This window comes from Micromonospora sp. NPDC005254 (assembly GCF_042872525.1).
Classification (GTDB): Bacteria; Actinomycetota; Actinomycetes; order Mycobacteriales; family Micromonosporaceae; genus Micromonospora.
The window spans coordinates 63,210-88,872 of record NZ_JBIAKM010000013.1; the positions used below are offsets into that span (position 1 = coordinate 63,210).

Sequence of the window (25,663 nt, forward strand, 5' to 3'; positions counted from 1 at the left end):
AGCATGGGTACGGACAGTTGGAAGGGCCACGTCAACGGGATCCTCTACGGGGTCCAGTTCGACAGGTCGCTCGACGATTCGGTGGTGAAACGGGTCGCCGACGGGGTGGCCGCCGGGCTCTACCCGGGTGGCCGGGCCGAGACGCGGGACGCGCTGGAGCAGGCGCTGCTCTACTCGGGCCCGCTGAACGACCAGGCCGAGACGCACCACAGCGAGGACGACATCCGCGCGTTCTTCCGGCGGCTCTCCGCCGCCCTGGCGACCCCGCCCTCGCAGAGTTGATCAGTGGGTTCGCGTCACGGCATCGCGGTGTCGTGACGCGAACCTCTTGATCACCGGGGATGGGCGGGGGCGGTGGTACCAGGTTGCGAAGAGGGCCACCGCCAGCAGCAGCTCCGCGATGTCGCCGCCGTAGTACATGAGTTGGGCGGCCGATCGGAACGCCGCTGCGTCCGGATCGGTCAGCCCCGGGGGCAGGGTGCCGGCCCGCGCGTAGAGGTACTTGGCGAGCGCCGCGTGGCCGGCCGACGCGCCGAGCAGCGCGCCGACCCGCACGGCCAGCCCGGGGCGGCGGGGCGCCGGGTCCGGCCCGGCCAGCGACCAGGCGAACAGGTAGCCCGCAGCCAGGTAGTGCAGGTGTACGCCGTGGTGCAGGGCCGGCTGGCGTTCCGCCGCCGCGTACAGCGGGGTGAGCAGCACCAGCGCCAGCCCACCCGTGCTCAGCAGCGCGGCGGTGACCGGGTGCGCGATCAGGTGCAGCGCGCGGGCGCGCAGCAGCCGGCCCACCCGCCGACGCGTCGCGGTGGGCGCGACGTGCAGCAGCAGCGTCACCGGGGCGCCGAGGACCAGCCCGAGCGGTGCCAGCATGCCGAGCAGCAGGTGCTGCGCCATGTGCCCGCGCGGGTCGTCCGAGAGGTGGGCCAGCGGCCCGACCGCGACCGCCAGCACGGTGCAGCCGGCCAGCCAGGCGAGAGTACGCCGATGGTCCCAGCCTCGCGGGTCGCGTACGGCGGCCAGCAGGTAGCCGACGGCCAGCACCGCGACCGGGAGCAGCGGCAACCAGCCCGGCCCGTCCGCCGGGTGGCCCCCGTGCGCCCATGGCACCACCGCCGCCCGGCCCGGAGCGACTGCCGTCACCGGGGGCCGTCATCCGGTCGGCGGGACCGCGTCCGCCAGACCAGCGCCGCGCCGGCCAGCAGCAGGACCGCGCCGCCCACGTTCCACACCACGTCGTACGGCACCAGGTGGACGCCGTAGCGGATCTGGTGCACCCGGAGCACCTTGTGGTCGACCAGCCCGTCGAAGAGCTGGAATCCTCCGGCGCCGAGCAGGAAGCCACCCCAGACCAGCCGGGGTGACAGGGCCAGCCGTCGGCGCAGATCGGCGAACCAGAAGAACCCACCGACCAGGGCGATCACCTCAGCGGCGTGCAGCAGCCCGTCCGAGAGCAGCGCCACCGACGGGGTGGACCGGTCGTAGAAGTGGTGCCAGGCCAGCAACTGGTGAAAGACGATCTCGTCCACGGCGGCCATGATCGCGACCCCGATCAGGACGCCCGCGAGCGTGGACGACCGGCGGTCCGGCGCGGCGACGGGACGCCCTCGCGGCAGGCTCGAACCGACCACCACACACCTCGCATCCGCCCGGGTCACGGCCGAACTACCCCAAACTGGCCGAGTCATGCCCGCCGAAGCCGTGCCGGCATGATCATTGGGTGGGGCGGCCGGATGCCTCGCCGGCAGCGGAGACCGAAGGAGGTGCCTGTGCCGGACGCGGACGAACTCGTCGCCGACGCGCTCGCGGCGGTGCGCGGCACCGACGTACGACAGGCCGAACGGCAGCTGGACCGGCTGATGGTCGGCACCGGCGCGGCGGACGGCGCCACGGCGGTGGACGCGGCCCTGCGGCGTCGGCTGGTCCGTGGCCTCGGGCAGCTCTGGCCAGGCGGCTGGCAGCCGGTCGACGTGCACCGGATCACCGCGCGGCGGCTCGACGCACGGGCGGCCCGGCTGGTCCGGGACGCGCTGGCCGCTCAGCGACGCGAGCAGGCCGGGCCGGTCCCCGACTGGTGGGACGACCAGCTACGTGCTCTGGCCGCCGAGGGCCGGGACGACGGCGACGACCTGCTGGCCGCCTGGACCGCCGCGGAGGGACTGGACCGGGCCGACGCTCTCCGGGCCGCTGTCGACGTGCTCGCGCTGGTGGAGAGCCTGCCGCCGATCGCGGTGCTGCGCCCGCCGCCCGGCTCGACCGGGGCGACGATCCCCCGCACCGCCGGTACGGTCCGCAGCGGATCGCCGATGCTGGACCGGGTACGCGCGCTGCTCGCGAAGGCCGAGTCGACCACCTTCCCGGCCGAGGCGGAGGCGTTGACCGGGAAGGCACAGGAGCTGATCGCCCGGCACAGCATCGACGAGGCGTTGCTGGCCGCCGGGGCGGAGCCCGGCGATGTGCCGGGCGGGGTCCGGCTGGGCACCGAGACCCCGTACGCGGGGGCGAAGGCGCTGCTGGTGCAGGAGGTGGCGGCGGCGAACCGGTGCGAGGCGGTCTGGTCCGACGACCTCGGTTTCACCACCGTGCTGGGGTGGCCGGCGGATCTCGTGGCGGTGGAGCTGCTCTACACCTCGCTGCTGGTGCAGGCCACCGCCGCGATGCTGCGCGGGCGCACCGAGCGCCGGCCGGGGTCGGGCCGGCGGACGAAGGTGTGGGACGAGTCCTTCCTCAACGCGTTCGCGCTGCGGATCGGTGAGCGGCTGCGCGCGGCCACCGAGGCGGCCGACCAGGCGGCTGCCGAGACGGCCGGCCCGGAGCGTCTGCTACCGGTGCTCGCCGCCCGTGGCGAGGCGGTCCAGGAGCGGCTGGGCGCCCTCTTTCCGGGTGTCACCCGACACCGGCTCAGCGTCCGCGACGCCGAGGGCTGGTCGTCCGGCACCTCGGCCGCTGACCGGGCCGCGCTCGACCTCGGCGGCGGCCAGCGGCCTCGACAGGTGCCGGGCCGACCCTGATCCGCACGGCGTGGGACCACCGCCGGGAAGTCTTTCTGCGATTTTCTTCGGTACGCGGTAGGGAACGGGGTCTCGGCTCCGACCCTCCGGTGAGCCGCGCCCCGACCGGGGGGCGGCCAGCCAAGCGAGGAGCATCGCCGTGAAGTACATGCTGCTGATCTGGAACCGGCCCGGCTTCACCGAGGAGCTGACCGAAGCGGACCGTAATGCCCTGTTCGGCGAGGTGGACGAGATCATGAAGGAGCTGACCGAGAGCGGCGAGCTGGTCGACGGCCAGGCGCTGGCCAACCCGTCGCAGACGCAGACGGTCCGGCTCGCCGGCGGTCGCCCGGAGATCGTCGACGGGCCGTTCATGGAGAGCAAGGAGCAGTTCGCGGGCTACCTGACCGTCGACTGCGACAGCCCGCAGCGGGCCGCCGAGATCGCCGCGCGGTGGCCGGACGTGCGCTTCGGCGGGGCGATGGAGGTCCGCCCGATCATGGAGCAGGCCGGGACGGAGATGTGACCGACGACCGGACGGTCGAGGATCTGCTGCGCACGCTCGCGCCGCAGGTCCTCGGCCTGCTGGTCCGCCGACACGGCCAGTTCGACAGGTGCGAGGACGCGGTCCAGGAGGCGTTGCTCGCCGCCGCGACGCAGTGGCCCGCGCAGGGCGTACCGGACAATCCGCGCGCGTGGTTGCTCACCGTGGCCACCCGCCGGCTCACCGACGAGTGGCGCAGCGAGAGCGCCCGCCGGGACCGCGAGGTGGCGGTGGCGCTGCGCGAGCCGGCGTACGCCCAGGTGGCGCCGGCGGCCGACGCGGAGCCGGCAGTGGCGGACGCGGACGACACCCTCACCCTGCTCTTCCTCTGCTGCCATCCGGCGCTGGCGCCCTCGGCGCAGGTGGCGCTGACCCTGCGGGCGGTCGGCGGGCTCAGCACCGCCCAGATCGCCCGGGCGCACCTGCTGCCCGAGGCGACGATGAGCCAGCGGATCCGGCGGGCCAAGCAGCGAATCGAGGCCGCCGGGGCCCGGTTCCTGATGCCCGGGCCGGGTGAGCGCGGCGAGCGGCTGCGGACCGTGCTCCGGGTGCTCTACCTGATCTTCAACGAGGGGTACACCGCGTCCAGCGGACCGGATCTGCGACGGGCCGAACTGACCGGCGAGGCGATCCGACTGGCCCGCGTCCTGCACGGGCTGCTGCCCGACGACGGTGAGGTGACCGGGCTGCTGGCGCTGATGCTGCTCACCGACGCGCACCGGGCGGCCCGGGTCGGCGAGGACGGCGAGTTGGTGCCGCTGACCGAGCAGGACCGCGCCCGGTGGGACGCCGGTGCCATCGCGGAGGGAGTCGCCCTGGTCACCGAGGCGCTGACCTGGTCGCCGCCCGGCCCGTACCAGCTCCAGGCGGCGATCGCGGCGGTGCACGCCGAGGCGCCGACGGCGGCGGAGACGGACTGGCCGCAGATCGTGGCGCTCTACCGGCTGCTGGCCCGGATCGCTCCGAACCCGATGGTCACGCTCAACCAGGCGGTGGCCGTGGCCATGGTGGACGGGCCGCGGGCGGGGCTCGCCCTGCTCACCCCGCTTCACGCCGACGAGCGGATGGCCGGGCACCACCGGCTCGCCGCAGTCCGGGCGCACCTGCTGGAGCTGGCCGGGGAGCCGGGCGCGGCACGGGAGGCGTACCTGGCGGCGGCACGCGGCACGACGAGCCTGCCCGAGCAGCGCTACCTGGAGCTGAGAGCCGCCCGGCTGGCGGGCCGGCCGTCACGCACCTGACGTACCGCGTGTCGCGCTGACCACGGCACGGCCCGGTCGCCGCGCGGCGCTGTCGCGCGGCGACCCTCGTAGGTCAGCTCGACACGTCGACGGCCGGGCAGCGGGTGCCCCGGGCGGGCACCACCTGGTCGATCAGGGGGGATCTCAGGGTTCACGGCCCCGGGCACACAGCACGCCGGGCCGGTGAATGATCACCGGCCCGGCGTGCGGGTTACGTCGTACGTCAGCTCTTGAAAGCGTCCTTGATCTTCTCGCCCGCCTGCTTGAGCTTGGCCGTGGACTGGTCTGCGCGCCCCTCGGCCTCGAGCTGCTCGTTGTCGGTGGCCCGACCGGCGCCTTCCTTGAGCTTGCCGGCCGCGTCCTCGCTGGCGTTGTTGATCTTGTCATCGATACCCATGTGCCAACCTCCATTGCGAGCGTCGCTACGACCTCAGCAATACCCCCGCAGTCCACCGCCCAACCATCACCGCCGTCACAATCCGCGATCGGCGGCCGAACGGAACCGGCGCAGGCGCAGGCTGTTGGCCACCACGAAGACCGAGGACAGCGCCATGGTGGCACCGGCGATCATCGGGTTGAGCAGGCCTGCGGCGGCGAGCGGCAGGGCCGCCACGTTGTAGCCGAAGGCCCAGAACAGGTTGCCCCGGATAATCCCGAGCGTGCGCCGGGACAGCCGGATGGCGTCCACCGCCGCATCCAGGTCGCCCCGGACGAGCGTGAGATCGGACGCCTCGATCGCCACGTCGGTGCCGGTGCCCATCGCCAGCCCCAGATCTGCCTGGGCCAACGCCGGCGCGTCGTTCACCCCGTCGCCGACCATCGCCACCGACCGCCCCTGCGCCTGGAGCCGCCGGACGACGTCGACCTTGCCGGCGGGCAGCACCTCGGCGATCACCTCGTCGATGCCCACCTCGGCAGCGACCGCCCCGGCCACGGTGGGGTTGTCCCCGGTCAGCAGGACCGGGGTGAGCCCCAGGGCGCGCAGCCGGGCCACGGCCGTCCGGCTGGTCGGCCGGACCACGTCGGCGACCGCGAGCACGCCCCGCGCCCGTCCGTCCCAGCCGGCGACGATCGCCGTACGCCCGGCGGCCTCCGCGTCACGCACGGCCAGATCGACCTCCGGCGGTACGTCGACACCGCGCTCGCGCAGCAGCCGGAGCCGGCCGACCAGCACGGTCCGACCGTCGACCGTGCCGGTGACGCCCAACCCTTCGAGGTTGGCGAAGCCGGCAACCGGCGGCAGCGCTCCGGCCTCGGCGGCGCCCGCGGCGACGGCCCGGGCGATCGGGTGCTCGGAGGCGGCCTCCACGGCCCCGGCGAGCCGGAGCAGCTCGGCGCGGTCCTCGCCGCTCGCCGGCACGACGTCCACCAGGGTCATCCGGCCGGTCGTCACGGTTCCGGTCTTGTCCAGTACGACGGTGTCGACGCGACGGGTGGACTCCAGCACCTCCGGTCCCTTGATCAGCACGCCGAGCTGGGCGCCGCGACCGGTGCCGACCAGCAGCGCGGTCGGCGTGGCCAGGCCGAGGGCACACGGGCAGGCGATGATCAGCACGGCCACCGCGGCGGTGAACGCGGTGGTCGGACCGGCTCCGGTGCCGAGCCACCAGCCGAGGGTGCCCACCGCGAGGGTGATGACGATCGGCACGAAGACACCGGAGATCCGGTCGGCCAGCCGCTGCACGGCCGCCTTGCCGCTCTGCGCCTGCTCGACGAGGTCGGCCATCCGGGCGAGCTGGGTGTCCGCGCCGACCCGGGTGGCGGTGACGACCAGCCGGCCGCCCGCGTTGATCGTGGCGCCGACCACGCCGTCGCCCGGGCCGACCTCGACCGGCACCGACTCGCCGGTCAGCATGCTGGCGTCGACGGCGGACGTGCCCTCGTCGACGACCCCGTCGGTGGCGATCTTCTCGCCGGGGCGGACCACGAACCGGTCACCGACGACGAGCCGGTCCACCGGGATTCGGGTCTCCACCCCGTCGCGCAGCACCGCCACGTCCCGGGCGCCGAGTTCGAGAAGGGCGCGCAGGGCCGCCCCGGCGGTCCGCTTGGATCGGGCCTCGAAGTAGCGGCCGGCCAGGATGAACACGGTCACCCCGGCAGCCGCCTCCAGGTAGATGTTGCCGGCGCCGTCGGTGCGGGTGATGGCGAAGCGGAAGGGATGCGTCATCCCGGGCATGCCGGCGTCGCCCAGGAAGAGCGCCCAGAGCGACCAGCCGAACGCGGCCAGGGTGCCCAGCGAGACCAGGGTGTCCATGGTCGCGGCGCCGTGCCGCAGGTTGGTCCACGCGGCCCGGTGGAACGGCAGCCCGCCCCAGACCACCACCGGGGCGGCGAGGGTCAGCGAGAGCCACTGCCAGTAGTCGAACTGCCAGGGCGGCACCATGGCCAGCAGGACCACCGGCACGCTGAGCACCGCCGACACCCACAGACGGGTACGCGGACCCCGCAGCGGGTCGACCGGCTGTTCGGTCGTCGGCGGTGCCGGCAGGGCCGCCGTGTAGCCGGTCTTCTGCACCGTGTCGATCAGGTCGTCCGGGGTGACGCTGTCGACGTACCGGACGGTGGCCTTCTCGGTGGCGTAGTTGACGGTGGCGCTCACCCCGTCCATCCGGTTCAGCTTCTTCTCGATCCGGGCGGCGCAGGCGGCGCAGGTCATTCCCCCGATGGCCAGCTCGATCCGGTTCGGCGCCTCGGGCAGTGGTCTGCTGGTGGTGGTCATCGTCTGGTCCCGTCAGTTGTGCCCGTGGCCGGGGGTGCCGTGCTCGGTCGGCGCCGGCCCGCTCGGAGTGGGGTCGCCCCCGGTCGTGGCGGTGCCGGCGACGACGGTGAACTCGGCGGTGTGCACCCGCCCGCCGTGCCGGAAGTCGAGGTAGAGCCGGTAGCTGCCGGCCGAGGGCACCTCGGCGAGGAAGGTGACCTCCGGACCGGGCCGGGTGCGCCCGTCGCCGGGTGTTCCGTCCGGGTGTACGTGCAGGTACGCGAGATCGCCCCGGCGCAGCGCCACCAGGTGCCCGTACGCGCCCAGGTAGGGCTCCAGGTCGGTGACCGGTCGCCCGTCGCGGCTGACGCTCAGGGTGAGTGACGAGGTGCGGCCGGGCTGCGGCACGCCGGCCAGGGTGACGGTGTAGCCGTCGACCGTGGTGCTGGTGGCCGGGGCGGGCAGCGGCCGTTCGGTCAGCTCACCGGGGACGGTCACGTCCACCCCGAGGGTCAGCGCCTCGCCCCCGGTCGGCGTGAAGTCGGCGAACGCCCGCCACTGCCCCGGGCCGTCCAGCGGGGTGTCGACCCGCCAGGTGCCGTCCGGGGCGAGGTCGGGGTGCACGTGGCGGAAGCCGGACAGGTCCCGCCGGGCGACGATCAGGTGCATCCGCTTGTCGTGTGCCACGTCGTACCCAATCACCGGGCGGCCGTCCGGCCCGCCGATCCGGAAGGCGAACTCACCGGCCGGAGCGGCGACCGGAACGAGCGTGTAGCCACGGTCGGAGACGAGCAGACCGCCGGGAGTCCGGTCGGTCACCTCGTCGTGCGCGGTGGGGCCCGAGCTGTGGGCGACGCCGCCGTCGGGCCGACTCTCGGCGACCGGGGCGGCCGGGTCGACCACCCGGCCGATCCCGTACGCCGCGCCGAAGACCGCCGCGAGACCGAGGGCGAACCCGCCCATTCTGGTCACCGTGTTCATCCCGGGCTTTCCGCTCACGCCTCGACGAGGTCGTAACCGGCCTCGTCGACCGCCGCCCGGACGGACTCCGCGTCCACGGGTTGCTCGCTGGTGACGGTGACCCGGCCGGTGGCGAGATCCACCTGCACGTCGCGCACCCCGGCGATGGCGCCCACCTCGGCGCTGACCGCGCTGACGCAGTGCCCGCAGGTCATGCCCCGCACCTGGAACGTCGTGTCGACCATCGAATCTCTCCCTTCGCCGCCTGCCAGCCTATACCCCCCAGGGGTAAGGCCGAGACAGATCCGTAACCGGTCATGTACCGGTACCCGGTGGGGGTATCGGACACGAGGGACGTTACCATACCCCCCAGGGGTACGCTATCCTCGTCGCCATGACCGCACCCACGCCGATCCGCGGCTACACCGCCAGCAAGGACCAGCTGCTCGCGCGGCTCCGCCGCGTCGAGGGGCAGGTCCGGGGCATCGAGAAGATGGTCGACGACGACCGTTACTGCATCGACGTCCTCACCCAGATCTCCGCGATCCAGGCCGCGCTCGACAAGGTGGCCCTGGGCCTGCTCGACGGGCACGCCCGGCACTGCATGCACGAGGGGGCGGCCGAGGGCCGGGCCGACGAGATGGCCACCGAGATGATGGCGGCCGTCGGCCGACTCATGAAGCGCGGCTGAGCCGGTCAGTCGGGCTCCGCGTCGAGGCGTACCCGGCGGAGCAACTGGGCGTTGAGCGCCACCACGATGGTGGACGCCGACATCAGCACCGCCGCCACCGCCGGGCTCAACGCCACCCCGGCCCAGGCGAGCACCCCGGCCGCCAGGGGCAACGCCACCACGTTGTAGCCGGCGGCCCAGGCCAGGTTCTGCCGCATCTTGCGGTACGACGCCCGGGAGAGCCGGACCACGGCACCGACACCGCGCGGGTCGGACGACGCCAGCACCACCCCGGCGGACTCGATCGCCACGTCGGTCCCCGCCCCGATCGCGATGCCGACGTCGGAGCGGGCCAGCGCCGGCGCGTCGTTCACCCCGTCGCCGACCATCGCCACGGTCAGCCCTCGCCGCTGGAGCTCCGCGACCCGGCTGTCCTTCTCGGCCGGCAGCACCTCGGCGAAGACCTCGTCCACTCCCGACCGGAAGCCGAGATCGGCGGCCACCGACTCGGCCACCGACCGCGCGTCGCCGGTGATCATGGCGATGGTGCGGACGCCTTCGGCACGGAGCTCGGCGATGGCCTGCCGGGCCTCCGGACGCACCTCGTCGGTGAGCGCGAACGCCCCGAGCACGGTGCCCGGCAGCCGCACCAGGTACAGCACCACGGCCCCGCGCGCCGACCATCTGCCGGTCGCCGCCTTCAGGTCGTCCGGGAGCGCTCGGCCCAGATCCCGCAGCAACGCCGGGCCGCCCACCGCGTACTCCGTACCGTCGACGGTGGCCCGCACGCCGCGGCCCGGCAGCGACCGGAAGCCGGTGGCACGCGCTGGGCCGGCGGACCCGGCCGCCGTCACGATCGCCCGAGCCAGCGGATGCTCGCTGTCGGACTCGACGCCGGCGGCGATCCGCAGCGCTTCCTCCCGCTCCAGCCCCTGGGTCGTCACCAGGTCGCTCACCGCGTGCTCACCCCGGGTCAGCGTGCCGGTCTTGTCGAAGAGCACCGCGTCGACGGTCCGCATGCGCTCCAGCGCCAACCGGTCCTTGACCAGGATCCCGCGCCGCGCCGCCAGGGCGGTGGAGAGCGCCACGACCAGCGGGATGGCCAGGCCGAGCGCGTGCGGGCAGGCGATCACCAGGACGGTGACCGTACGGACCACCGCCTGGTCGGGCTCACCGAGCGCGGTCCAGACCGCCAGCGTCACCACGGCGGTGCCGGCGGCCACGTAGAACAGCGCGGCGGCGAACCGGTCGGCCAGCAGTTGGGCCTGCCCACCCGAGCGCTGCGCCTGCGCGACCATGCGCTGAATGCCGGCGAGCGCGGTCTCGTCACCCAGCGCCTCGACCCGGACCCGGATCGCCGAGTCGGTGGCGACCGTGCCGGCCACCACCCGCTCGCCCGTCGACCGGGCCACCGGCCGCGACTCACCGGTGATCATCGACTCGTCCAGTTCGGCGTCGCCATCGACGATCCGGCCGTCCGCCGGCACCCGACCCCCGGGCCGGACAAGCACCACGTCGCCCACCCGCAACGCGCCGACCGGCACCGGCTCGGCCTGCCCGTCCGCCGCCACGCGCTCGGCCTCGTCGGGCAGCAGCGCGGCCAACGCCGCCAGCGCCCCCCGGGCCTGCCCGATGGCCTTCATCTCCTGCCAGTGCCCGAGCAGCATGATGGTGACCAGCGCGGCCAACTCCCACCAGAAGTCCAGGTCGAAGGCGCCCAGGCTGGTGGCCAACGACGCCGAGTACGCCACCGTGATCGCCATCGCGACCAGCAGCATCATTCCCGGCGCCCGGTCCCGGATCTCCCGCACCGCACCGACCAGGAACGGCCAGCCACCCCAGAGGAAAATCACCGATCCGAGCACCGGCCCGACCCAGGAGCGGCCCGGAACGTCCCACCGGAGCCCGAGCCCGTCCACCACCAGGTGGCTGGTCAGCACCACCGGCAGGGTGAGCACCAGGCAGACCCAGAACCGGCGGCGGAACATCGCCGGGTCGTGGCCGGCGTGCTTGTCGTGGCCAGCGTGCTTGTCCTGGCCGGCGTGCCTCTCCGGGCCGGCGTGCTGATCGTGGCCGGCCGGCGTCGCGTGCTGGCTCTGGTCGGCGGCCTGCTCAGGGGCGGGCTCGGACGCGGGCATGACTCCAACATGCCGCTCCGGGCGACGCCGCGCGGGCGGTTCGACCATCCGACACTCCGCCACGACCTGCGACACCCGGTCCGGCTGGCTAGCATTTCCGGCGATGGCCTACTGGACCCCACCGCCCAGTCGGGCACCGGCGCCGCCACGGCGCGGCGCCTCCGCCGACCGGCCGGTCCGACGGCTCACCCTGTGTGATCACCGGGTCGCCAGCCGGCAATCCGATGCGCCCGGCACCGCGTTCGACCGGCGGAGGTGAACCGACCGGCCCGTCGGCACGTACCCCGCACCGGATCGTTGGGAGTTCTCGCATTGGGTTCCGACCACAGCCGTACCGCTCCGCCCGTCCCACCCCGGGCCCGGCGGATCCTCGTCGCGACGGTGGTGCCGCTCTTCGTGGCCACCGTCGTCGCCGCCGTGGTGCTCTGGCCACGGGACGGGGCGCCGCAGACCGGCGGCGGCACGGACGCGCCGCGCCACCACGGCACGGTCACCCGGGTGGTGACCGAACCCTGCCCACCGTCGGCCAACCCGGAGGGCACGCCGGCCACCGGGCCGTGCGGGACCGTGGACGTACGGATCGAGGACGGGCCGAGCGCCGGCCAGCAGGTGCAAACGCCAGTCCCCGCCGGGCCCGGCGCTCCGCGGATCGAGGTCGGCGACGACGTCGTCCTGGTCGAGCTGACCGACCCGACCGATCCCGCCACCAGCAGCTGGAACATCGCCGAGCATCAGCGCGGAAAGCCGTTGGTGTGGCTCGCGGTGGTCTTCGCCGCCGCGATCGTCGCGTTCGGCCGGTGGCGGGGCCTGGCCGCGCTGGCAGGGCTGGCCGCCAGCTTCGCCATCCTGCTCACCTTCGTGTTGCCGGGCATCAGCGCCGGCCGGTCACCGCTGCTGGTGGCGGTGGTTGGCGCAGCCCTGATCATGTTCGTGGTGCTCTACCTGACACACGGGGTGACCGCGCAGACCTCGGTCGCGGTGCTCGGCACCCTGGGCAGCCTGGTGCTCACCGGCGTGCTCGCGACCATCGCCACCGCCGCCACCCACCTGACCGGCTTCGGCAGCGAGGACGCCACCACGCTGTCGATGTTCCAGGCCGATGTCGATCTGCGTGGCCTGCTGCTCGCCGGGATCATCATCGGCTCACTCGGGGTGCTCGACGACGTGACCGTCACCCAGGCCGCCACCGTCACCGAGCTGGCGAACGCCAACCCCGGCCTGAGCCGGCTGCAGCTCTACCGGGCGGCCACCCGGGTCGGCCGGGCGCACATCGCCTCCACGGTCAACACCATCGTCCTGGCGTACGCGGGCGCCTCACTTCCGCTGCTGCTTCTGCTCACCGCCGACACCCGCCCCCTCGGGCAGATCCTGACCAGCGAGTTCCTCGCCCAGGAGATCGTCCGCAGCGCGGTCGCCACGCTCGGCCTGATCGCCGCCGTACCCCTCACCACCGGGCTCGCCGCCGTGGTGACCGCGGCCGGGTCGACGCCGGCGCAGGGCGCGGCCGCCGACGTCCTGACGCCGCGCCCCCGTCCGGACCGGACGGAGGCGTTGGCCGCCCTCAGCTCCCCGCCAGCGGGTCGGTCCGACGGGCCCGACCCGGAGCGGAGCGCACCCCCATCCACCGCCACCACCGGGTGGCCAGAGCCGAACAGGAGCACGGATACGGCATGGTGACACTCCTCAGCGTGACCGGATCGGGCCTACGCCCTGAAAACCGCGTCACTGGTCACTCAACGCCATGGCGAAATGACGCTTTTAGTCGGCATCAGGACGTAGCTCAGGCGGTGGACTCTCGGGTAACCTCGCTGCCGGTCACCGACGAAGGCGCGCAGCGGCGCCTGCGGTGCCACCGCCCAATCGCCAACCGGCGAGCCGGGGACCCAGGTACGTGGGGTGAATCCGCGACAGCGGTAGGGGCCACTTCCGCCCCGAACCCGTCAGCTAACCCGGTCGGCGGTCGACGGAAGGGAACATTGTGACGGCACCCCTACGCCGCTGGTTGACACCCGTGGTGGCCGTGCTCGCTGCGCTGACCGTGTTCGCCGGGCCCCTCCCGGCCCACGCCGCCCCGACGACCCCCACACCGTCCGGGCACGAAGAGGAAGACGAACCCAAGCTCCTCAACGACGTCATCGAGCAGACCAACCGGGACTACGTGGCGGCCAAGTCCAAGCTGGACAAGTCCAAGAAGCGGCAGCTTGAGCTGGCGTTGCAGGTCGAGCGGGCGAAGGCCGACCTGGAGGCGCTGGCCCCGCAGGTCGGGCAGATCGCCGCCCAGTCGTACCGGACCGGGCGGATCGGCGCGATCGCGATGCTGCTGGAGAGCGACGCCCCGGACTCGTTCGTCCGACGGGCCGCGGCGCTCGACGAGATGAACATGGTCAACGAGAAGAAGCTCGCCGAGGTCAACACGGTCAAGACCCGCGCCGAGCAGGCCAAGCTGGCCCTCGACGCGGAGGTCCGCGAGCAGCAGAAGCAGACCGCCCTGATGGCGAAGGACAAGCGCGACGCGGACAAGGCGCTCGCGCTGGTCGGCGGTCAGGGTTTCACCGGCGGTCTGGTCGACGCCGTCTCGCCGGTCGCCCGGATCGGCCCGGGTCGCACCGCCGACGGCGACTGGAAGGCCGAGTCATGCAGCGAGGACGACCCCACCACCTCCGGTTGTGTCACGCCGCGCACCCTGCACGCGTACAAGGAGGTCAAGCGGGCCGGGTTCAACCGGTTCGTCGGCTGCCACCGCAACGGTGGCCCGTTCGAGCACCCGAAGGGCCGCGCCTGTGACTGGTCGTTGCAGAAGAGCGGCTTCAGCCCGTGGCACAACAACGACACCCGCATGTACGGCAACAACGTCGCCGCGTTCCTCATCCGCAACGCCGACCGCCTCGGCATCTACTACGTGATCTGGAACCGGCAGATCTGGTTCCCGGCGACCGGCTGGAAGTCGTACAGCGGACCGTCGAACCACACCGACCACGTGCACATGTCGCTGCTCTGACCCGGTGCCAAGAAGTCGAGGGCCGTCCCGCATCAGGCGGGGCGGCCCTCGTCGCGTCAGGCGGCGGAAGTTGCCGGGGCGGTCCGCGTCAGGCGGCGGCGGAAGCTGCCGGGTCGTCCGAGGCGCCGGGCGCGTCGAACGTCGCGGCACCCGCCGGTGCGGGGGTAACCGCGCGCACCACACCGGCGGCGAGCCGGTACGACATGCCCACCACCGCACACCGCCCCTGTGCCACCTCGTCGGCCAGCACGGGCGACTGCCCGAGCAGCGTCTCGACGGTCTGCGCGATGTGGATGTCGACGATGCCGTCGACGTCGTCCACGCCCTCGGCGGTGGCACGTCGCAGGCTGGGCAGCACCGCGTCGACCACCGCGGGCAGGTGTCCCGGCGGCGCGACGCCGGTGGCGGCCGCCTCACGGGCGGCCTGCACGGCACCGCACGAGTCGTGGCCGAGGACCACCACCAGTGGAGTGCCGAGCACCGTCACCGCGTACTCCACGCTGCCCAGCACCTCCGGGCCCGCGGTGTGTCCGGCCGTACGGACCACGAAGAGGTCGCCCAGCCCCCGGTCGAAGATGATCTCAGCCGCCAGGCGGGAGTCGGAGCAGCCCACGATCACCGCGAACGGGTGCTGCCCGTCGGCCACGGCGGCCCGGTGCCCGGCGTCCTGGTTGGGGTGGCGCGGCGCCCCGCTGACGAAGCGCCGGTTGCCCGCGGCCAGCTCGGCGTACGCTCGGGCCGGCTCGGTCGGCGTCGGCGCTCGATCGGCAGCCCGCTGCGGGCCCGGCTGCCCGCCAGGCGTACCGGAACGGCTCATCCCCGCACCTCGTCTCCACGCGTTTGACCTGCTCAAGAGGCTTTTCAGTCGGGCCGGCGGTGGGCGCTGGCTCGGGCTCCACGGTCACACGCACCGCAAGATGCGTCAAGATATGCGTGATTTAGATTTCATACGTTGACCCCCGAACCGGCCCTCCGGCCGTTGGGACCGGGCCGGTCCGTCGGCACCTGGCCCGACCCTCCGGCGGGCACGGAGGTGGGGCGGACAACCGGAGAGGCGGCTCCACCATGACGAGCGCGGCGACGGCCGGAGGCGGCCGGAACTGGACGTTCCTCACCAACCACGGGCATGTGCTGCTGGCCATCGCCCGCGATCCCACCGCGCGACTGCGCGACGTGGCGGCCGAGGTGGGCGTCACCGAACGGGCCGCCCAGGCCATCGTCGCCGACCTGGAGGCCGGTGGTTACCTGCACCGCACCCGGGTGGGGCGTCGCAACGAGTACACCCTGAACCCCGCCGGCCGGTTCCGGCACCCCGCCGAGGCCGACCGCCAGGTCGGCGACCTGCTCGCGCTGTTCGCCGAAGCACCCGCAGAAGATGTCACGTCCCGGCCTTGACCGTCGTCGGTGCACGCCGGCCTGGAGCGGCGACCCGCTACCCGCCCGGACCGGCGTCGCCGCACGCCGGCCTGGAGCGGCGACCCGCTACCCGCCCGGACCGGCGTCGTCGCGCCCGCCGCTGAGCGACGTCATCGTTCCCGCCCGGAACGGCGTCGCCGGGCCGCTGCCCGACGCGGTGCAGCGGTAATCTCTGCGGGTGCGCGAATGCCTGCCGCCGAGCGCGACCGAGCCGTCCCGCCGTGCCGTCCGAGCTGTCCTCAGTGGAACGCTGGCGGCCCTGCTCGGCGCCGCCCTGGTGGTCCCCTCCTCCCCGGCGGTCGCGGCACCGCCCACCTGCGGCCCGGCCGGAGAGGACGGTCTGGTGCAGATGCCGTGGGCGCTGCGAAGGGTGGATCCGGCCTCGGCGTGGCCGCTGTCCCGGGGTGCCGGGGTGACGGTCGCGGTCATCGACTCCGGGGTCTCCGCCATCCACCCGGCCCTGAAGGGTCAGGTGCTCGAGGGCCGCGACTTCAACAACCTGCCGGCCAACCGGGGGCAGTGTGACCTGGCCGGTCACGGCACGATGGTCGCCGGCATCATCGCCGGCAAGGACGGCACCGGGGTGCCGTTCAGCGGTATCGCCCCGGCGGCGCGCATCCTGCCCATCCGGGTCCTGCCGGACGCCAAGGGCACCAACGACGAGGGGCTGCCCGGGCAGATCGCCGCAGCCATCGACTGGGCGGTCGACAACGGCGCCGACGTGATCAACCTGTCCCTGGTGACCCTGCCCCGCCCCGAACTGGCACAGGCCGTCGAACGCGCCCTCGCCAAGCGGGTGGTGCTGGTCGCCGCCGCCGGCAACCGGCAGGAGACCCAGGAGGACAGGCCCGCCTACCCGGCGGCGTACCCCGGGGTGATCGCCGTCGGCGGCGTGGACGAGCAGGGCGGGCACGTGGGCACCTCGGTCAGCGGCACCTTCGTCGACGTCGCCGCGCCGGGACTGAACATCATCGGCCCGGCACCGGGTGGATCCGGCTACCGCGCCGAGCCGACGGGTGGCACCAGCTTCGCGGCCGCGTACGTCTCGGGGGTGGCCGCGCTGGTGCGGGCCGCCTACCCGGATCTCACTCCGGAGCAGGTCGCCGACCGGTTGGAGCGGACAGCGGACAACCCGCCGCAGGGGCGCAACGCCGAGGTCGGCTACGGCGTGGTCAACCCGTACCGGGCGGTGTCGAGCCTGCTGGGCACCCGCACCAACCCGCCGGTCGACGCGCTTGCCGCACCCGCCCCGGCGGCCGACCCGCTGAGCTGGCAGCGCACCGTCGCGATCTGGGCCGCCGCGGTGGGAGCTCTACTCGCCGTACTGCTGCTGATCACGCGACCGATCGTGGCGCGCGGCCGCCGGCGCGGCTGGCGGCCGGGCCGACGTACCGACGAACCGGTCACCGGCTGAGCGGCCGGCACAGCCCTCGGGACGGTTGGTCCGTGGGACACGTCACGGCGCTGCTGCGGTCGACCGCAGCAGCGCCGTGACGCGGAAAGCTCAGCGCAGGATGCCGGAGGTGCCACCGCTGTCGGCGCCCCACACGTCCTCGTCCTCCTCCAACCAGGTGTTGCGGGCGGTGTCCTCCTCGCCGTAGCCGGCACCGCCGCCCGTCCCGGCCACGCCACCGGCGCCGCGAGCACCCGCGCCCCGACCACCGGCCCCCGCCGCGCCACGCCCGGCGCCGCCCCGACCGGCGCCGGCACCGCCGCCACCGGCGACGCCACCCATACCGGGTGCCATGCCGCCGCCCAGCTTGCCGCCCGCGCCGAGTCGGCCACCGGCGCCCCGGCCACCGCCACGACCGGCACCCGCCGCGCCGCCGCCCATCATCGGGCCCATGCCCGGCGAGACCGCCCGGCCGAGCGCGCCGCCGCCCGCGAGGGCACCGGCGCCGCCCAGGCCGCCACCGCCGCTGCCGAGCCCGCTGGACGAGCCCAGGCCACCCGAGCCCAGGCCGCCTCCGAGACCGGAGCCGAGACCGGGCGAACCGCCACCACCCGCACCCGCGAGGCCACTGCTGAACTCGTCGTCCGCACCGCCGACGCCCGGGACGCCACCGGTGCTCGGGTAGGTGCCCGTGCCGGAGTCGTACCCGCCCGAGAGGTCGGGATGGGCACCGGACCCGCTGGGCAGGTTGCCCGTGCCCGGCATGTCGGTGGCGCCGATCGAGGGCGTGGCCCCCAGGCCGCCGGTGGACGGGCCGCCGCCGAGCTTCGGCACGCCACCGCCACCGCCACCACCGCCACCACCGGTGCCCAGATCGGGAATCTCGGTCGTCGGGCTCTGTGTGGTGGGGGGGCCGGCATCGCCCGGAGTGCCGGGCGCGATGGCCTGGTAGTCACCGCTCACCTGCTCGTAGACCCGGGCCGCGTCCTCCGACTGGTCGTTGATCCAGTCGGCGATCGCGGTCACCGGGTCGAACCAGCCCAGGAAGTCCGGCGAGACCTTCGCTTCGAAGAAGCCGACCCCGAGGGTCAGCTTGGCGTTACGCGCCTCCAACACGTCGTTGACGCAGGTCGCCGGGACCGGGAAGTCCCGCTGGGCCGCGGTGAGCTTGTCGGCGGCGGTCTTGAGCGACTGGACGATGCCGGTGCCCTTCTCCGCGTCCGCCACGATCTGCCCGGTGTCCTTGGAGATCTGCTCGATGTGACCCTTGAACGCCTCGTACGCCGGACCCTTCCAGGTCGTACCCAGGTCCTTGATGTTGGTGTCGAGGCTCTGCTTGACGTTGTTGAGATTCTTGATCAGCTGTTCCCAGCCGAGGGCGGCGCTCTCCACGTCACCCGGCCGGCCGTCGATGACGACCTTCTGGCACATCTCTTCCCAGCTCAGGCCCATCTGCCGTCCTCCCCCGTCCTAGCGTCCGTCGCCATTGCCGGCCACGTCGCCGAAGACACGCTGCATGTCGGCGGCGGACATCCTGTTCTGCTCCTCCGCCGTCTCGTAGTTCTGCTTGACCTGGCGCAGCGCCTCCGCCGCGTCGTACAGGCTCTGCGAGAGCTTGCGGACACCGGACTCGGTGCCCTGGTAGAGCCCCTGGTGCTTGGCTGCCAACCGGGCCGCCCAGTCGAACCCCCCGAGCGGGCTCGGCTGGCCGCCCGCCCCACCCGCCACGCCGCTGGCCGCGCCCCCCATCAGGTCCTGGATGTCGACCATGTCGTAGGAGAGCTTGTTCAGGTAGGCGGCGTGGGTCTCCAGCCAGGTGATGGCCGAGTCCAGGCTGGTCGCGTCCCACTCGGTCTTGACGCCTGCCTCACCGGGCGCGGTGACCAGGCCCTTCGGCGTCGCGGCGTGGTCGACGTTGTCCATCTCCAGGCCGGTCAGGGCGAGGCCCGACGTCGGTATCCCGCCCACCGGGATCGGGATGTAGAGGTCGTCGTTCACGTACCGTGCCGGCTGGGTGGTCCTGTCGTCCGTCATCGGTCCCCTCCCCGAAACCCTGACTGGTGGTCTGCGTTCACTGCTGCTGTGGGCCGTTCGGCGGCGGGCCCGAGCCCGGCCAGCCGGACGGCCCCGGCGCCGGAGCGGTCGGCGCCGGCGGATGGCCCGGCGCGGGATGGCCGGGCGGCGGGTACCCCTGCCCGGGCTGGCCCGGCGGCGGACCGTACCCGGGGACGGGCTGCGGCGGCGGGCCGTAGGCCGGCGGCGGCTGGGCGGGCCAGCCGGGTGGCGGCACGCCGGGTGCGCCGGGGTACGGGCCGACGGCGGCCGGCGGTACGCGCCGCTTGCGGCGTCGCAGCACCACCAGCAGCACGATCAGCCCGATGATCGGCACGCCGAGGCAGAGTGCCACCTGGACGATCGCGCCGGCCTTGTTCGAGACGCCGAACTCGACCGCCGGTCCGTCGTCGTCGTTGCCGGGCCGGGCGGCCCCGCCGGAGCGGGTCGGACCGGCCGCCGCGCCCTCCAACAGCGGGTTCGCCGTCACGGCCGGCACCGATCGGGTCAGGGCGGCTATCAGGTCGACTCGGCCGAAGCCGAACTGCGGGTCCCGGCCGGCCGGACCGGCATCGCGGGCGGTCTCGATCAGACGGCTGATGATGTTGGGCGCATCGAGCTTCGGGTACTTCGAGCGCATCAGCGCCACCACACCGGACATGATGGCGGCCGCCGAACTGGTGCCGCTGGCCAGCGTGTAGCCGTTCGGCGAGACCGCCTTGGGCGCCGGGGCGATGATGCTCTCCATCGGACTCGCGATCACGATCTCCGGGCCCTGCACCGAGCCGGCGAAGAACCCGCCGCGCTTGTCGAACCCGGAGACGGCGATGACGCCCGGGATGTTGGCGGGTGAGGTGACCTGTCGGTCGCCCTGCTCGATGTTGCCCGCCGAGGCGACCACCACGGCGTCCTTGCTCAGCGCGTAGTTGATGGCGTCCACCAGCTCCGGCTGAGCCGTCCCCTCGTCGCCGAGCGAGAGGTTGATGACGTCAGCGCCGTTGTCCGCAGCCCAACGGATTCCCAGGACCACGTCCTGGTTATCGAAATTGGCGCCCATCGAGACCGGGAGAATCTTCGCGGCCGGGGCGATGCCCAACTCGTGCATCTCGCCACCGCCGCGTCCCGCGACGATGCCGGCCATCGAGGTGCCGTGCCCCTTCACCTTGTCGTCGTCACGCCGGCCGTCCGGGGCGGCCGTGGCGTTGGTGCCGTGCCCCGCGAGCACCTGCCCGCGCAGGTCCGGATGACTGGCCTCGACCCCGGTGTCGACGACGGCGACCACGACACCCGCGCCCTTGGTGATCTTGTGCGCGGCAGGGATCTTGAGGTAGTCCAGGTACCACTGAAGGCCACGGACCGTGTCAGCGGCCCGAGCCGGCGCCGGCGCGACTGTCACCGCGGGGGCCAGCGCGGCGCACAGCGCCAGCGCGGCCGCGCCCACGGCCCGTGTCGATCGGAAAGGCTTCCCCGTACGCATCGCTCTCCCGTATCTCACCGACGCCAACACGATGCGGCTCCGGCCCGGTCGAGCCGGACCGGAGCCGCATCGGTGATTGTGTCAGCCCCACACCTTGGAGTTGCTCATCTCGGTGGAGACGTAGTTCTCGCGGGCGATGCCGACGGCACCACCGATCTCGTTCAGGATCCGGTTGATGTCCCGGACCGACGAGTCCCACTTCGCCTGGTGCTGCTCGTAGGCGGTGCGGTCCTCGCCCTCCCACTGCAGCTTGGACAGCATCGACCGCAGCGTGTCCAGCTTCTCGTCGATGGTCTTCGAGATGGCCTGCATCTGCTGGTTGCTGCTCTCGAGGACCGCGTAGTCAACCTTGATCGTCACGACTTCCTCCTCTGCTGGCTACGGATCACGGGTTGAGAGCAGAGTGGAACTTGTCCAGCATCTGCTGCTGCTCCTCGTCGTTGACCTGGTGCGTCGTACCCGACTTGTCGAGCAGGTCCGCGATGTTGTCCATCGCGGTCAGCAGGCCCACCGTGTCCTCGTTCCAGCGAGCCATGAGCGACTGGAACCCCGTGGACGCCTGACCCTTCCACGCCATGGCCAGGTCGTCGACTACGTTCCACAGCTTCTTCAGCTCGCCGTCGACCTCGCTGCGCGTGGACCGCACGTCACTCGCGGCGGTATGCAGAGTCGCAGCTTCGACCTCGAACGCCATGCTTCACACCCTTCCGTCATGTTGTGGCGGCGGCTTTGCCGCGCCCCTCCCCCGCGGCAAGGCAGCAACACCCCACCGACGGACACTCCACCTGAGACCGTAGCGGAATCTGTCCAGCCATCGCAGCCCTGACCGGCCGCGTTCCATGGATGGCGGTGAATCGCGTCGTTTGTGCGGCCCGTTCGGACGGGATTCCGACCCGAACGGCCCCGCGACCACGCATGGTCACCCGCCGATTCCGGACCGCCGGCTCAGCGAGCCTCGGTGTGACGGCTCGGTCAGGCTGGCTCGGACCAGGCGGTCTGGATCAACTGCTGGCCGTCGCGTCGGCGGACGAGCGTGCCCCGCCCGGGTGGCTGCGGGCTCGGACGCAGCGTGCCGAAGACCGCGCCCTCCTCCCGGTTGCCGGACATCAGCAGGCCGGGCGAGTCCAGCTCGCGGAGCCGTTGCAGCACGGGCTCGTAGAGCGCCCGGGACACCCCGCCGACCCGACGCGTGACGATCAGGTGCAGACCGATGTCACGGGCCTGCGGCAGCAGCTCGTGCAGGGCACTCAGCGGGTTGCTGCCACCGGAGGCCACCAGGTCGTAGTCGTCCACCAGGATGTAGAGGTCCGGGCCCTTCCACCAGCTGCGGTCCCGCAGTTGGGCGGTGGTCACGTCCGGGCCGGGCAGCCGGTTGGACAGCGCGCTGCGGATCGAGCCGAGCCCCTGCGCGAACGCCTGGTTGGACGGCGCGTAGTCGAGCAGGTGATCGCCCTCCACCGCGCCGAGCAGCCCACGCCGGTAGTCGGCGATCACCAGCCGCGCCTGGGCCGGCGTGTACCGCTCGGTGATGCCCCGGGCGATCAGCCGCAGCAGGTTGGTCTTGCCGCACTCGGCGTCGCCGAAGACGGTCAGGTGCGGCTCGTTGGCCAGGTCCAGGTAGACCGGCGCGAGCGCCGACTCGTTGACGCCGATCGGCAGACCGGGGGCCGACCGGTCGATGATCCGGGCCAGCTCGGACACCGGCAGCCGGCGCGGCAGCAGCCGCACCTTCGGCGCCGGACGCCCCGGCCAGTTCGCCGCCACGTGCCCGGCGAGCGCGACCGACGCCTCGCTCAGATCCTCGATGTCGCGCCGACCGTCGATCCGCGAGATCGCGGTGAGGAAGTGCAGCTTGTCCCGGGTCAGGCCGCGACCGGGCGACTTCTCCGGCACGTTCATCGCCGAGCGCCTGTCGATCTCGGACTCCGCCGCGTCGCCCAGGCGCAACTCCAGCTTGGTGCCGAGCAGATCGCGCATGTTGATCCGGATCTCCGCCCAGCGCACCGCAGTGAGCACCACGTGCACCCCGAAGCCGAGACCCCGGTTGGCGAGCGTCGTGATGGTCTGCTCCAGCTCCTCGTAATCCTGGCGCAGGGTGTTCCAGCCGTCCACCACCAGGAACACGTCGCCGAACGGGTCGTCGGCGAACTCGCCGGCCGCCCGGCGACGGCGGTAGCTCGCCACCGAGTCGATGCCGTACTGGGCGAAGCGCATCTCCCGCTCGTCCAGCACCGCGACCACCTCGGCCACCGTGCGCCGCACCGCCTCGACGTCGCGCCGGCCGGCCACCCCGGCCATGTGCGGCAGGCGCTCCAGGCTGCGCAGCGCGCCACCGCCGAAGTCCAGGCAGAAGAACTGCACCTCGCGCGGCGTGTGGGTGAGCGCCAGCGAGGCCAGCAGCGACCGCAGCATGGTGCTCTTGCCGCTGAGCGAACCGCCGACGATGACGACGTTGCCGCCCGCTCCGGCCAGCTCGACCATCATCGGGTCGCGGCGCTGCTCGTACGGGCGGTCCACCACGCCCACCGGCACGGTGAGGCGACCCCGGCCCGGCCAGGACGCCGTGCACAACCCGTAGGTCGGGTCGACGGCCAGCGGACCGAGCAGCTCGCCCAGGCCCGGCGGTTCCGCCAGCGGCGGCAGCCACACCTGGTGCGCGGGGCGGCCCCGACCCTTGAGCTGGTCGATCAGGACGTCCAGCATCGCGACGGCCTTGCCGTCGGCCGGCTGCTCCGGCTCCGGCATGGCGTCCACCGACACCTGCGTGGCCTGCGCCGGAATGAAGCTGACGCCGTACGGCACGATCCGGCGCTGCACCAGGGCCTGCGACGCGGAGGCCTGCTGGCCGGGCGCCCGGTACGGCCCCGAGACGTACGCGGCCCGGAACCGCAGCATGGTGCTGGTGTCCGTCTTGAGGTAGCCGTGCCCGGGCGCGTTCGGCAGCTCGTAGGCGTCCGGCACGCCGAGCACGATCCGGCTCTCCACCGCCGAGAAGGTGCGCAGACCGATCCGGTACGACAGGTGGGTGTCCAGACCGCGCAGCTTGCCCTCCTCCAGCCGCTGCGAGGCCAGCAACAGGTGCACGCCGAGCGACCGACCCAGCCGGCCGATCATCACGAACAGGTCGATGAAGTCCGGCTTCGCCGCCAGCAACTCGCTGAACTCGTCACAAATGATCAACAAGCTCGGCATCGGCGCCAACGGCTCACCGGCCGCCCGGGCCTTCTCGTACTCGAACCGGGACACGTAGTTGCCCGCCGCGCGCAGCAGCTCCTGCCGGCGCACCATCTCACCGGCCAGCGCGTCGCGCATCCGGTCGACCAACGGCAGCTCGTCGGCCAGGTTGGTGATCACCGCGCTGGTGTGCGGCAACGCCTCCAGGGAGGCGAACGTCGCGCCGCCCTTGAAGTCCACCAGGACGAAGTTCAGCTCCTCCGACGAGTGGGTCACCGCCAGGGCGGCCACCACCGTACGGAGCAGCTCGCTCTTGCCCGAGCCGGTCGCGCCGATGACCAGGCCGTGTGGGCCCATACCCTCGTGCGCCGACTCCTTGAAGTCGAGTTCGACGACGTTGCCGTCCGGGCCGACGCCGAGCGGGATGCGCAGCCGGTCCCGGTGACCGCGCGGCCGCCAGGTCTGGTGCACGTCCACGGCGGCGGCGTCACCGACGCCGAGCAGGTCGGGCAGCTCCGTGCTGCGGGCCAGCGGCTCCTCGTTGCTGGTCTGCTGCTGCGACAGCCGGTACGGCGCGATCTGCCGGGCCAGCCCCTCGGCGGCCTCGGCGGTGAGCCGGTCGGGTCGTCCGAGCCGCGACGACGAGCTGCCCCGGATCAGGTCGAGGGTGGTGCCGTCGCCCACGTCCAGGCAGAGCAGCCAGCGGCCGACGTCGCGCGGCACCGTCCCGGAGAGGTCGATCAGAGTGACGCCGAGCAGCCCCTGGCCCACCAGCTGGCAGGTCGGGGAGATCTCGCCACCGTCGACCACCACGACCACGTGTGGCGCGGTGGTCAGCGGCTTGGCCTCGGCGGCGAACCGGGGTCGCCCGGCCAGCTCGGCCGCGAGAGACGCCTCGGCCTCGGCCAGGCTGGCGAAGACCAGCCGGCGCGCGCCGGCCGCGTCCGTCCGGCCGCTGTGGTGGGCGTGGGGAAGCCACTTCACCCAGTTCCAGGCCAACTGCCGGTCGGGCGCGGCGACCACGGCGACGACCAGGTCGTCCGGGGCGTGGAACGTCGCCAGTTGGCCCAGGGCCGCCCGGGTCAGATCGAGCACGGGCTCCCGGTCGCCGCGCAGCACCACCCGGCTGAACGCGCGCACCGACAGCGCGGTCGGCAGGCCGGGCACAGTGGAGTGTGCGCGGACGAACCGACGCAGCGCGATGGCGCTCATCGGCTCCAGGTCCTCGACCGGCTTGGTCTCCGGGGGGACGATTTCCACGGCCAGCCGCTGCGGGCCGAGCGCGATCCTGGTCTCACCGAAGTCGGGCTCGGTGATCCGCCGCTCCCACAGCCGGCGGGACGCCGCGATCGACCAGAGCGCGTCGGGCTCCGGGTGCCGCCAGTTCATCGCGTCCCGCTGCTGGGCCGCCGCCCGCCGGGTGCGCTTGCGCATCTGTGCCAGGTAACGCATGTAGTCGCGGCGGTCCGCGTTCAGCTCGGCCTTGTCGTTGCCACCGTTGCTGAGCGAGCCGATGGCCATGCCGAGCATCGAGACGCCGAACAGGCCACCCGCGACGTACGTCATCATGCCGCCGCCCCGGCCGGCGTAGAGGAACGCCATCGCACCGACACCGCAGACCATCGGCAGGATCATGAGCAGCTGCCCCATCCCGCGGGGCGTCGGCTCGGGCAGCTCGGGCGGGGACTCCAGCAGCACCTCACCGCGCGGCAAGGCCGGCCCCGGCTGGCGCGGAGGTCGGCGGAACACGACCGTGCTCACGGCTGTCTCCTCCCCAGAAGCGGCCCTGCTGTCGTGCCGGCGCGGCCCGAAGCCCGCGGGTGGGCACTGTACGTGCCCGTCATCGTAGGTAATCTCCCGTGGGCGCGGTGCACCCGCACCGCGGGACCCCGGCCCGCCGATCGTAGATGGACAC

General features: G+C 73.2%; 23 protein-coding genes and 1 riboswitch. Of the genes, 9 read left to right on the forward strand and 14 right to left on the reverse strand.

Features of this window, described 5'->3' with window-relative positions; translation table 11 throughout:
- The first annotated feature begins 3 nt into the window (after positions 1–3).
- On the forward strand, positions 4–282 hold the full coding sequence (locus ACFYPR_RS30535; protein WP_387264000.1) for a hypothetical protein: 279 nt from the start codon (positions 4–6) through the stop codon (positions 280–282).
- Here ACFYPR_RS30535 and ACFYPR_RS30540 read toward each other — a convergent pair whose 3' ends face one another.
- Both ACFYPR_RS30540 and ACFYPR_RS30545 read right to left on the reverse strand, forming a co-directional pair.
- The gene (locus ACFYPR_RS30540) at positions 283–1,137 is read right to left on the reverse strand and encodes a cytochrome c oxidase assembly protein (protein WP_387264003.1); all 855 of its coding nucleotides are present in this window, start codon (positions 1,135–1,137) and stop codon (positions 283–285) included.
- Complete coding sequence (locus ACFYPR_RS30545; RefSeq protein ID WP_354855552.1) at positions 1,134–1,625, reverse strand: DUF2243 domain-containing protein; 492 nt, start codon at positions 1,623–1,625, stop codon at positions 1,134–1,136. Before ACFYPR_RS30545 ends, ACFYPR_RS30540 begins: the two co-directional genes overlap by 4 nt.
- 138 nt (positions 1,626–1,763) lie before the next feature.
- Between ACFYPR_RS30545 and ACFYPR_RS30550 the strand changes: the two genes are divergently transcribed.
- The 3 genes from ACFYPR_RS30550 (at position 1,764) to ACFYPR_RS30560 (ending at position 4,769) form a co-directional block, all read left to right on the forward strand.
- Positions 1,764–3,005 carry a DUF2786 domain-containing protein gene (locus tag ACFYPR_RS30550; protein WP_387264005.1) on the forward strand — a complete coding sequence of 414 codons (1,242 nt, stop codon included), beginning with the start codon at positions 1,764–1,766 and terminating at the stop codon, positions 3,003–3,005.
- A 148-nt stretch (positions 3,006–3,153) separates the two neighbouring features.
- Positions 3,154–3,510 carry a YciI family protein gene (locus tag ACFYPR_RS30555; RefSeq protein WP_355066679.1) on the forward strand — a complete coding sequence of 119 codons (357 nt, stop codon included), beginning with the start codon at positions 3,154–3,156 and terminating at the stop codon, positions 3,508–3,510.
- A complete protein-coding gene (locus ACFYPR_RS30560) occupies positions 3,507–4,769 on the forward strand; it encodes a DUF6596 domain-containing protein (protein ID WP_363942547.1) in 1,263 nt (420 codons plus the stop codon). Before ACFYPR_RS30555 ends, ACFYPR_RS30560 begins: the two co-directional genes overlap by 4 nt.
- A 223-nt stretch (positions 4,770–4,992) precedes the next feature.
- Here ACFYPR_RS30560 and ACFYPR_RS30565 read toward each other — a convergent pair whose 3' ends face one another.
- The 4 genes from ACFYPR_RS30565 to ACFYPR_RS30580 form a co-directional block, all read right to left on the reverse strand.
- Positions 4,993–5,166, reverse strand: a complete 174-nt coding sequence (locus ACFYPR_RS30565) for a CsbD family protein (RefSeq protein WP_139583988.1) — start codon at positions 5,164–5,166, stop codon at positions 4,993–4,995.
- 75 nt (positions 5,167–5,241) lie between these two features.
- The gene (locus ACFYPR_RS30570; protein WP_387264008.1) at positions 5,242–7,491 is read right to left on the reverse strand and encodes a heavy metal translocating P-type ATPase; all 2,250 of its coding nucleotides are present in this window, start codon (positions 7,489–7,491) and stop codon (positions 5,242–5,244) included.
- A 12-nt stretch (positions 7,492–7,503) separates the two neighbouring features.
- Positions 7,504–8,451 (reverse strand): hypothetical protein, encoded by a 948-nt coding sequence (locus ACFYPR_RS30575; protein WP_387264112.1) that lies wholly within the window; start codon positions 8,449–8,451, stop codon positions 7,504–7,506.
- 14 nt (positions 8,452–8,465) lie between these two features.
- A complete protein-coding gene (locus ACFYPR_RS30580) occupies positions 8,466–8,675 on the reverse strand; it encodes a copper ion binding protein (RefSeq protein WP_354855548.1) in 210 nt (69 codons plus the stop codon).
- A 149-nt stretch (positions 8,676–8,824) separates the two neighbouring features.
- Between ACFYPR_RS30580 and ACFYPR_RS30585 the strand changes: the two genes are divergently transcribed.
- The gene (locus ACFYPR_RS30585; protein ID WP_030329541.1) at positions 8,825–9,121 is read left to right on the forward strand and encodes a metal-sensitive transcriptional regulator; all 297 of its coding nucleotides are present in this window, start codon (positions 8,825–8,827) and stop codon (positions 9,119–9,121) included.
- A 5-nt stretch (positions 9,122–9,126) separates the two neighbouring features.
- Here the strand turns inward: ACFYPR_RS30585 and ACFYPR_RS30590 are convergent, their stop codons facing one another.
- Positions 9,127–11,238, reverse strand: a complete 2,112-nt coding sequence (locus ACFYPR_RS30590; protein WP_387264011.1) for a heavy metal translocating P-type ATPase — start codon at positions 11,236–11,238, stop codon at positions 9,127–9,129.
- 312 nt (positions 11,239–11,550) lie between these two features.
- Here ACFYPR_RS30590 and ACFYPR_RS30595 point away from each other — a divergent pair, with 312 nt between their 5' ends.
- Positions 11,551–12,915, forward strand: a complete 1,365-nt coding sequence (locus tag ACFYPR_RS30595) for a YibE/F family protein (RefSeq protein ID WP_387264014.1) — start codon at positions 11,551–11,553, stop codon at positions 12,913–12,915.
- A 166-nt stretch (positions 12,916–13,081) separates the two neighbouring features.
- Positions 13,082–13,212, forward strand: a riboswitch (cyclic di-AMP (ydaO/yuaA leader).
- Positions 13,213–13,216: 4 nt separating this feature from the next.
- On the forward strand, positions 13,217–14,236 hold the full coding sequence (locus tag ACFYPR_RS30600; RefSeq protein ID WP_354855546.1) for a hypothetical protein: 1,020 nt from the start codon (positions 13,217–13,219) through the stop codon (positions 14,234–14,236).
- An 88-nt stretch (positions 14,237–14,324) separates the two neighbouring features.
- Here ACFYPR_RS30600 and ACFYPR_RS30605 read toward each other — a convergent pair whose 3' ends face one another.
- Positions 14,325–15,053 (reverse strand): carbonic anhydrase, encoded by a 729-nt coding sequence (locus tag ACFYPR_RS30605; RefSeq protein ID WP_354855545.1) that lies wholly within the window; start codon positions 15,051–15,053, stop codon positions 14,325–14,327.
- A 248-nt stretch (positions 15,054–15,301) separates the two neighbouring features.
- Between ACFYPR_RS30605 and ACFYPR_RS30610 the strand changes: the two genes are divergently transcribed.
- Positions 15,302–15,631: a MarR family winged helix-turn-helix transcriptional regulator gene (locus tag ACFYPR_RS30610; protein ID WP_355066655.1), complete on the forward strand. Its 330-nt coding sequence runs from the start codon at positions 15,302–15,304 to the stop codon at positions 15,629–15,631.
- Between the two features lie 199 nt (positions 15,632–15,830).
- Entirely contained in the window at positions 15,831–17,066 is a 1,236-nt protein-coding gene (gene mycP / locus ACFYPR_RS30615; protein WP_355066656.1) for a type VII secretion-associated serine protease mycosin, read from the forward strand.
- Positions 17,067–17,156: 90 nt separating this feature from the next.
- On the opposite strand, the gene ACFYPR_RS30620 is transcribed toward mycP, so the two are convergent.
- The 6 genes from ACFYPR_RS30620 to eccCa all read right to left on the reverse strand — a co-directional run bounded on the left by ACFYPR_RS30620 (position 17,157) and on the right by eccCa (position 25,509).
- Entirely contained in the window at positions 17,157–18,497 is a 1,341-nt protein-coding gene (locus ACFYPR_RS30620) for a WXG100 family type VII secretion target (RefSeq protein WP_354855542.1), read from the reverse strand.
- An 18-nt stretch (positions 18,498–18,515) separates the two neighbouring features.
- Complete coding sequence (locus tag ACFYPR_RS30625; protein ID WP_387264018.1) at positions 18,516–19,079, reverse strand: hypothetical protein; 564 nt, start codon at positions 19,077–19,079, stop codon at positions 18,516–18,518.
- 37 nt (positions 19,080–19,116) lie between these two features.
- The gene (locus tag ACFYPR_RS30630) at positions 19,117–20,538 is read right to left on the reverse strand and encodes a S8 family serine peptidase (RefSeq protein WP_387264020.1); all 1,422 of its coding nucleotides are present in this window, start codon (positions 20,536–20,538) and stop codon (positions 19,117–19,119) included.
- Positions 20,539–20,655: 117 nt separating this feature from the next.
- Positions 20,656–20,934, reverse strand: a complete 279-nt coding sequence (locus ACFYPR_RS30635) for a WXG100 family type VII secretion target (RefSeq protein WP_354855539.1) — start codon at positions 20,932–20,934, stop codon at positions 20,656–20,658.
- A gap of 25 nt (positions 20,935–20,959) precedes the next feature.
- Complete coding sequence (locus ACFYPR_RS30640; protein WP_354855538.1) at positions 20,960–21,268, reverse strand: WXG100 family type VII secretion target; 309 nt, start codon at positions 21,266–21,268, stop codon at positions 20,960–20,962.
- A 278-nt stretch (positions 21,269–21,546) separates the two neighbouring features.
- A complete protein-coding gene (gene eccCa, locus ACFYPR_RS30645) occupies positions 21,547–25,509 on the reverse strand; it encodes a type VII secretion protein EccCa (RefSeq protein ID WP_387264022.1) in 3,963 nt (1,320 codons plus the stop codon).
- Positions 25,510–25,663: the final 154 nt, after the last annotated feature.

Bases quoted from the DNA above. Each gene is read 5' to 3' on its own strand.
- ACFYPR_RS30555 (WP_355066679.1), top strand. From the start codon at position 3,154: ATGCTGCTGATCTGGAACCGGCCCGGCTTCACCGAGGAGCTGACCGAA.
- ACFYPR_RS30565 (WP_139583988.1), bottom strand. From the start codon at position 5,166: ATGGGTATCGATGACAAGATCAACAACGCCAGCGAGGACGCGGCCGGC.
- ACFYPR_RS30570 (WP_387264008.1), bottom strand. From the start codon at position 7,491: ATGACCACCACCAGCAGACCACTGCCCGAGGCGCCGAACCGGATCGAG.
- ACFYPR_RS30605 (WP_354855545.1), bottom strand. From the start codon at position 15,053: ATGAGCCGTTCCGGTACGCCTGGCGGGCAGCCGGGCCCGCAGCGGGCT.
- ACFYPR_RS30640 (WP_354855538.1), bottom strand. From the start codon at position 21,268: ATGGCGTTCGAGGTCGAAGCTGCGACTCTGCATACCGCCGCGAGTGAC.
- ACFYPR_RS30535 (WP_387264000.1), top strand. From the start codon at position 4: ATGGGTACGGACAGTTGGAAGGGCCACGTCAACGGGATCCTCTACGGG.
- ACFYPR_RS30610 (WP_355066655.1), top strand. From the start codon at position 15,302: ATGACGAGCGCGGCGACGGCCGGAGGCGGCCGGAACTGGACGTTCCTC.
- ACFYPR_RS30580 (WP_354855548.1), bottom strand. From the start codon at position 8,675: ATGGTCGACACGACGTTCCAGGTGCGGGGCATGACCTGCGGGCACTGC.
- ACFYPR_RS30585 (WP_030329541.1), top strand. From the start codon at position 8,825: ATGACCGCACCCACGCCGATCCGCGGCTACACCGCCAGCAAGGACCAG.
- ACFYPR_RS30590 (WP_387264011.1), bottom strand. From the start codon at position 11,238: ATGCCCGCGTCCGAGCCCGCCCCTGAGCAGGCCGCCGACCAGAGCCAG.
- ACFYPR_RS30625 (WP_387264018.1), bottom strand. From the start codon at position 19,079: ATGACGGACGACAGGACCACCCAGCCGGCACGGTACGTGAACGACGAC.
- ACFYPR_RS30620 (WP_354855542.1), bottom strand. From the start codon at position 18,497: ATGGGCCTGAGCTGGGAAGAGATGTGCCAGAAGGTCGTCATCGACGGC.
- ACFYPR_RS30575 (WP_387264112.1), bottom strand. From the start codon at position 8,451: ATGAACACGGTGACCAGAATGGGCGGGTTCGCCCTCGGTCTCGCGGCG.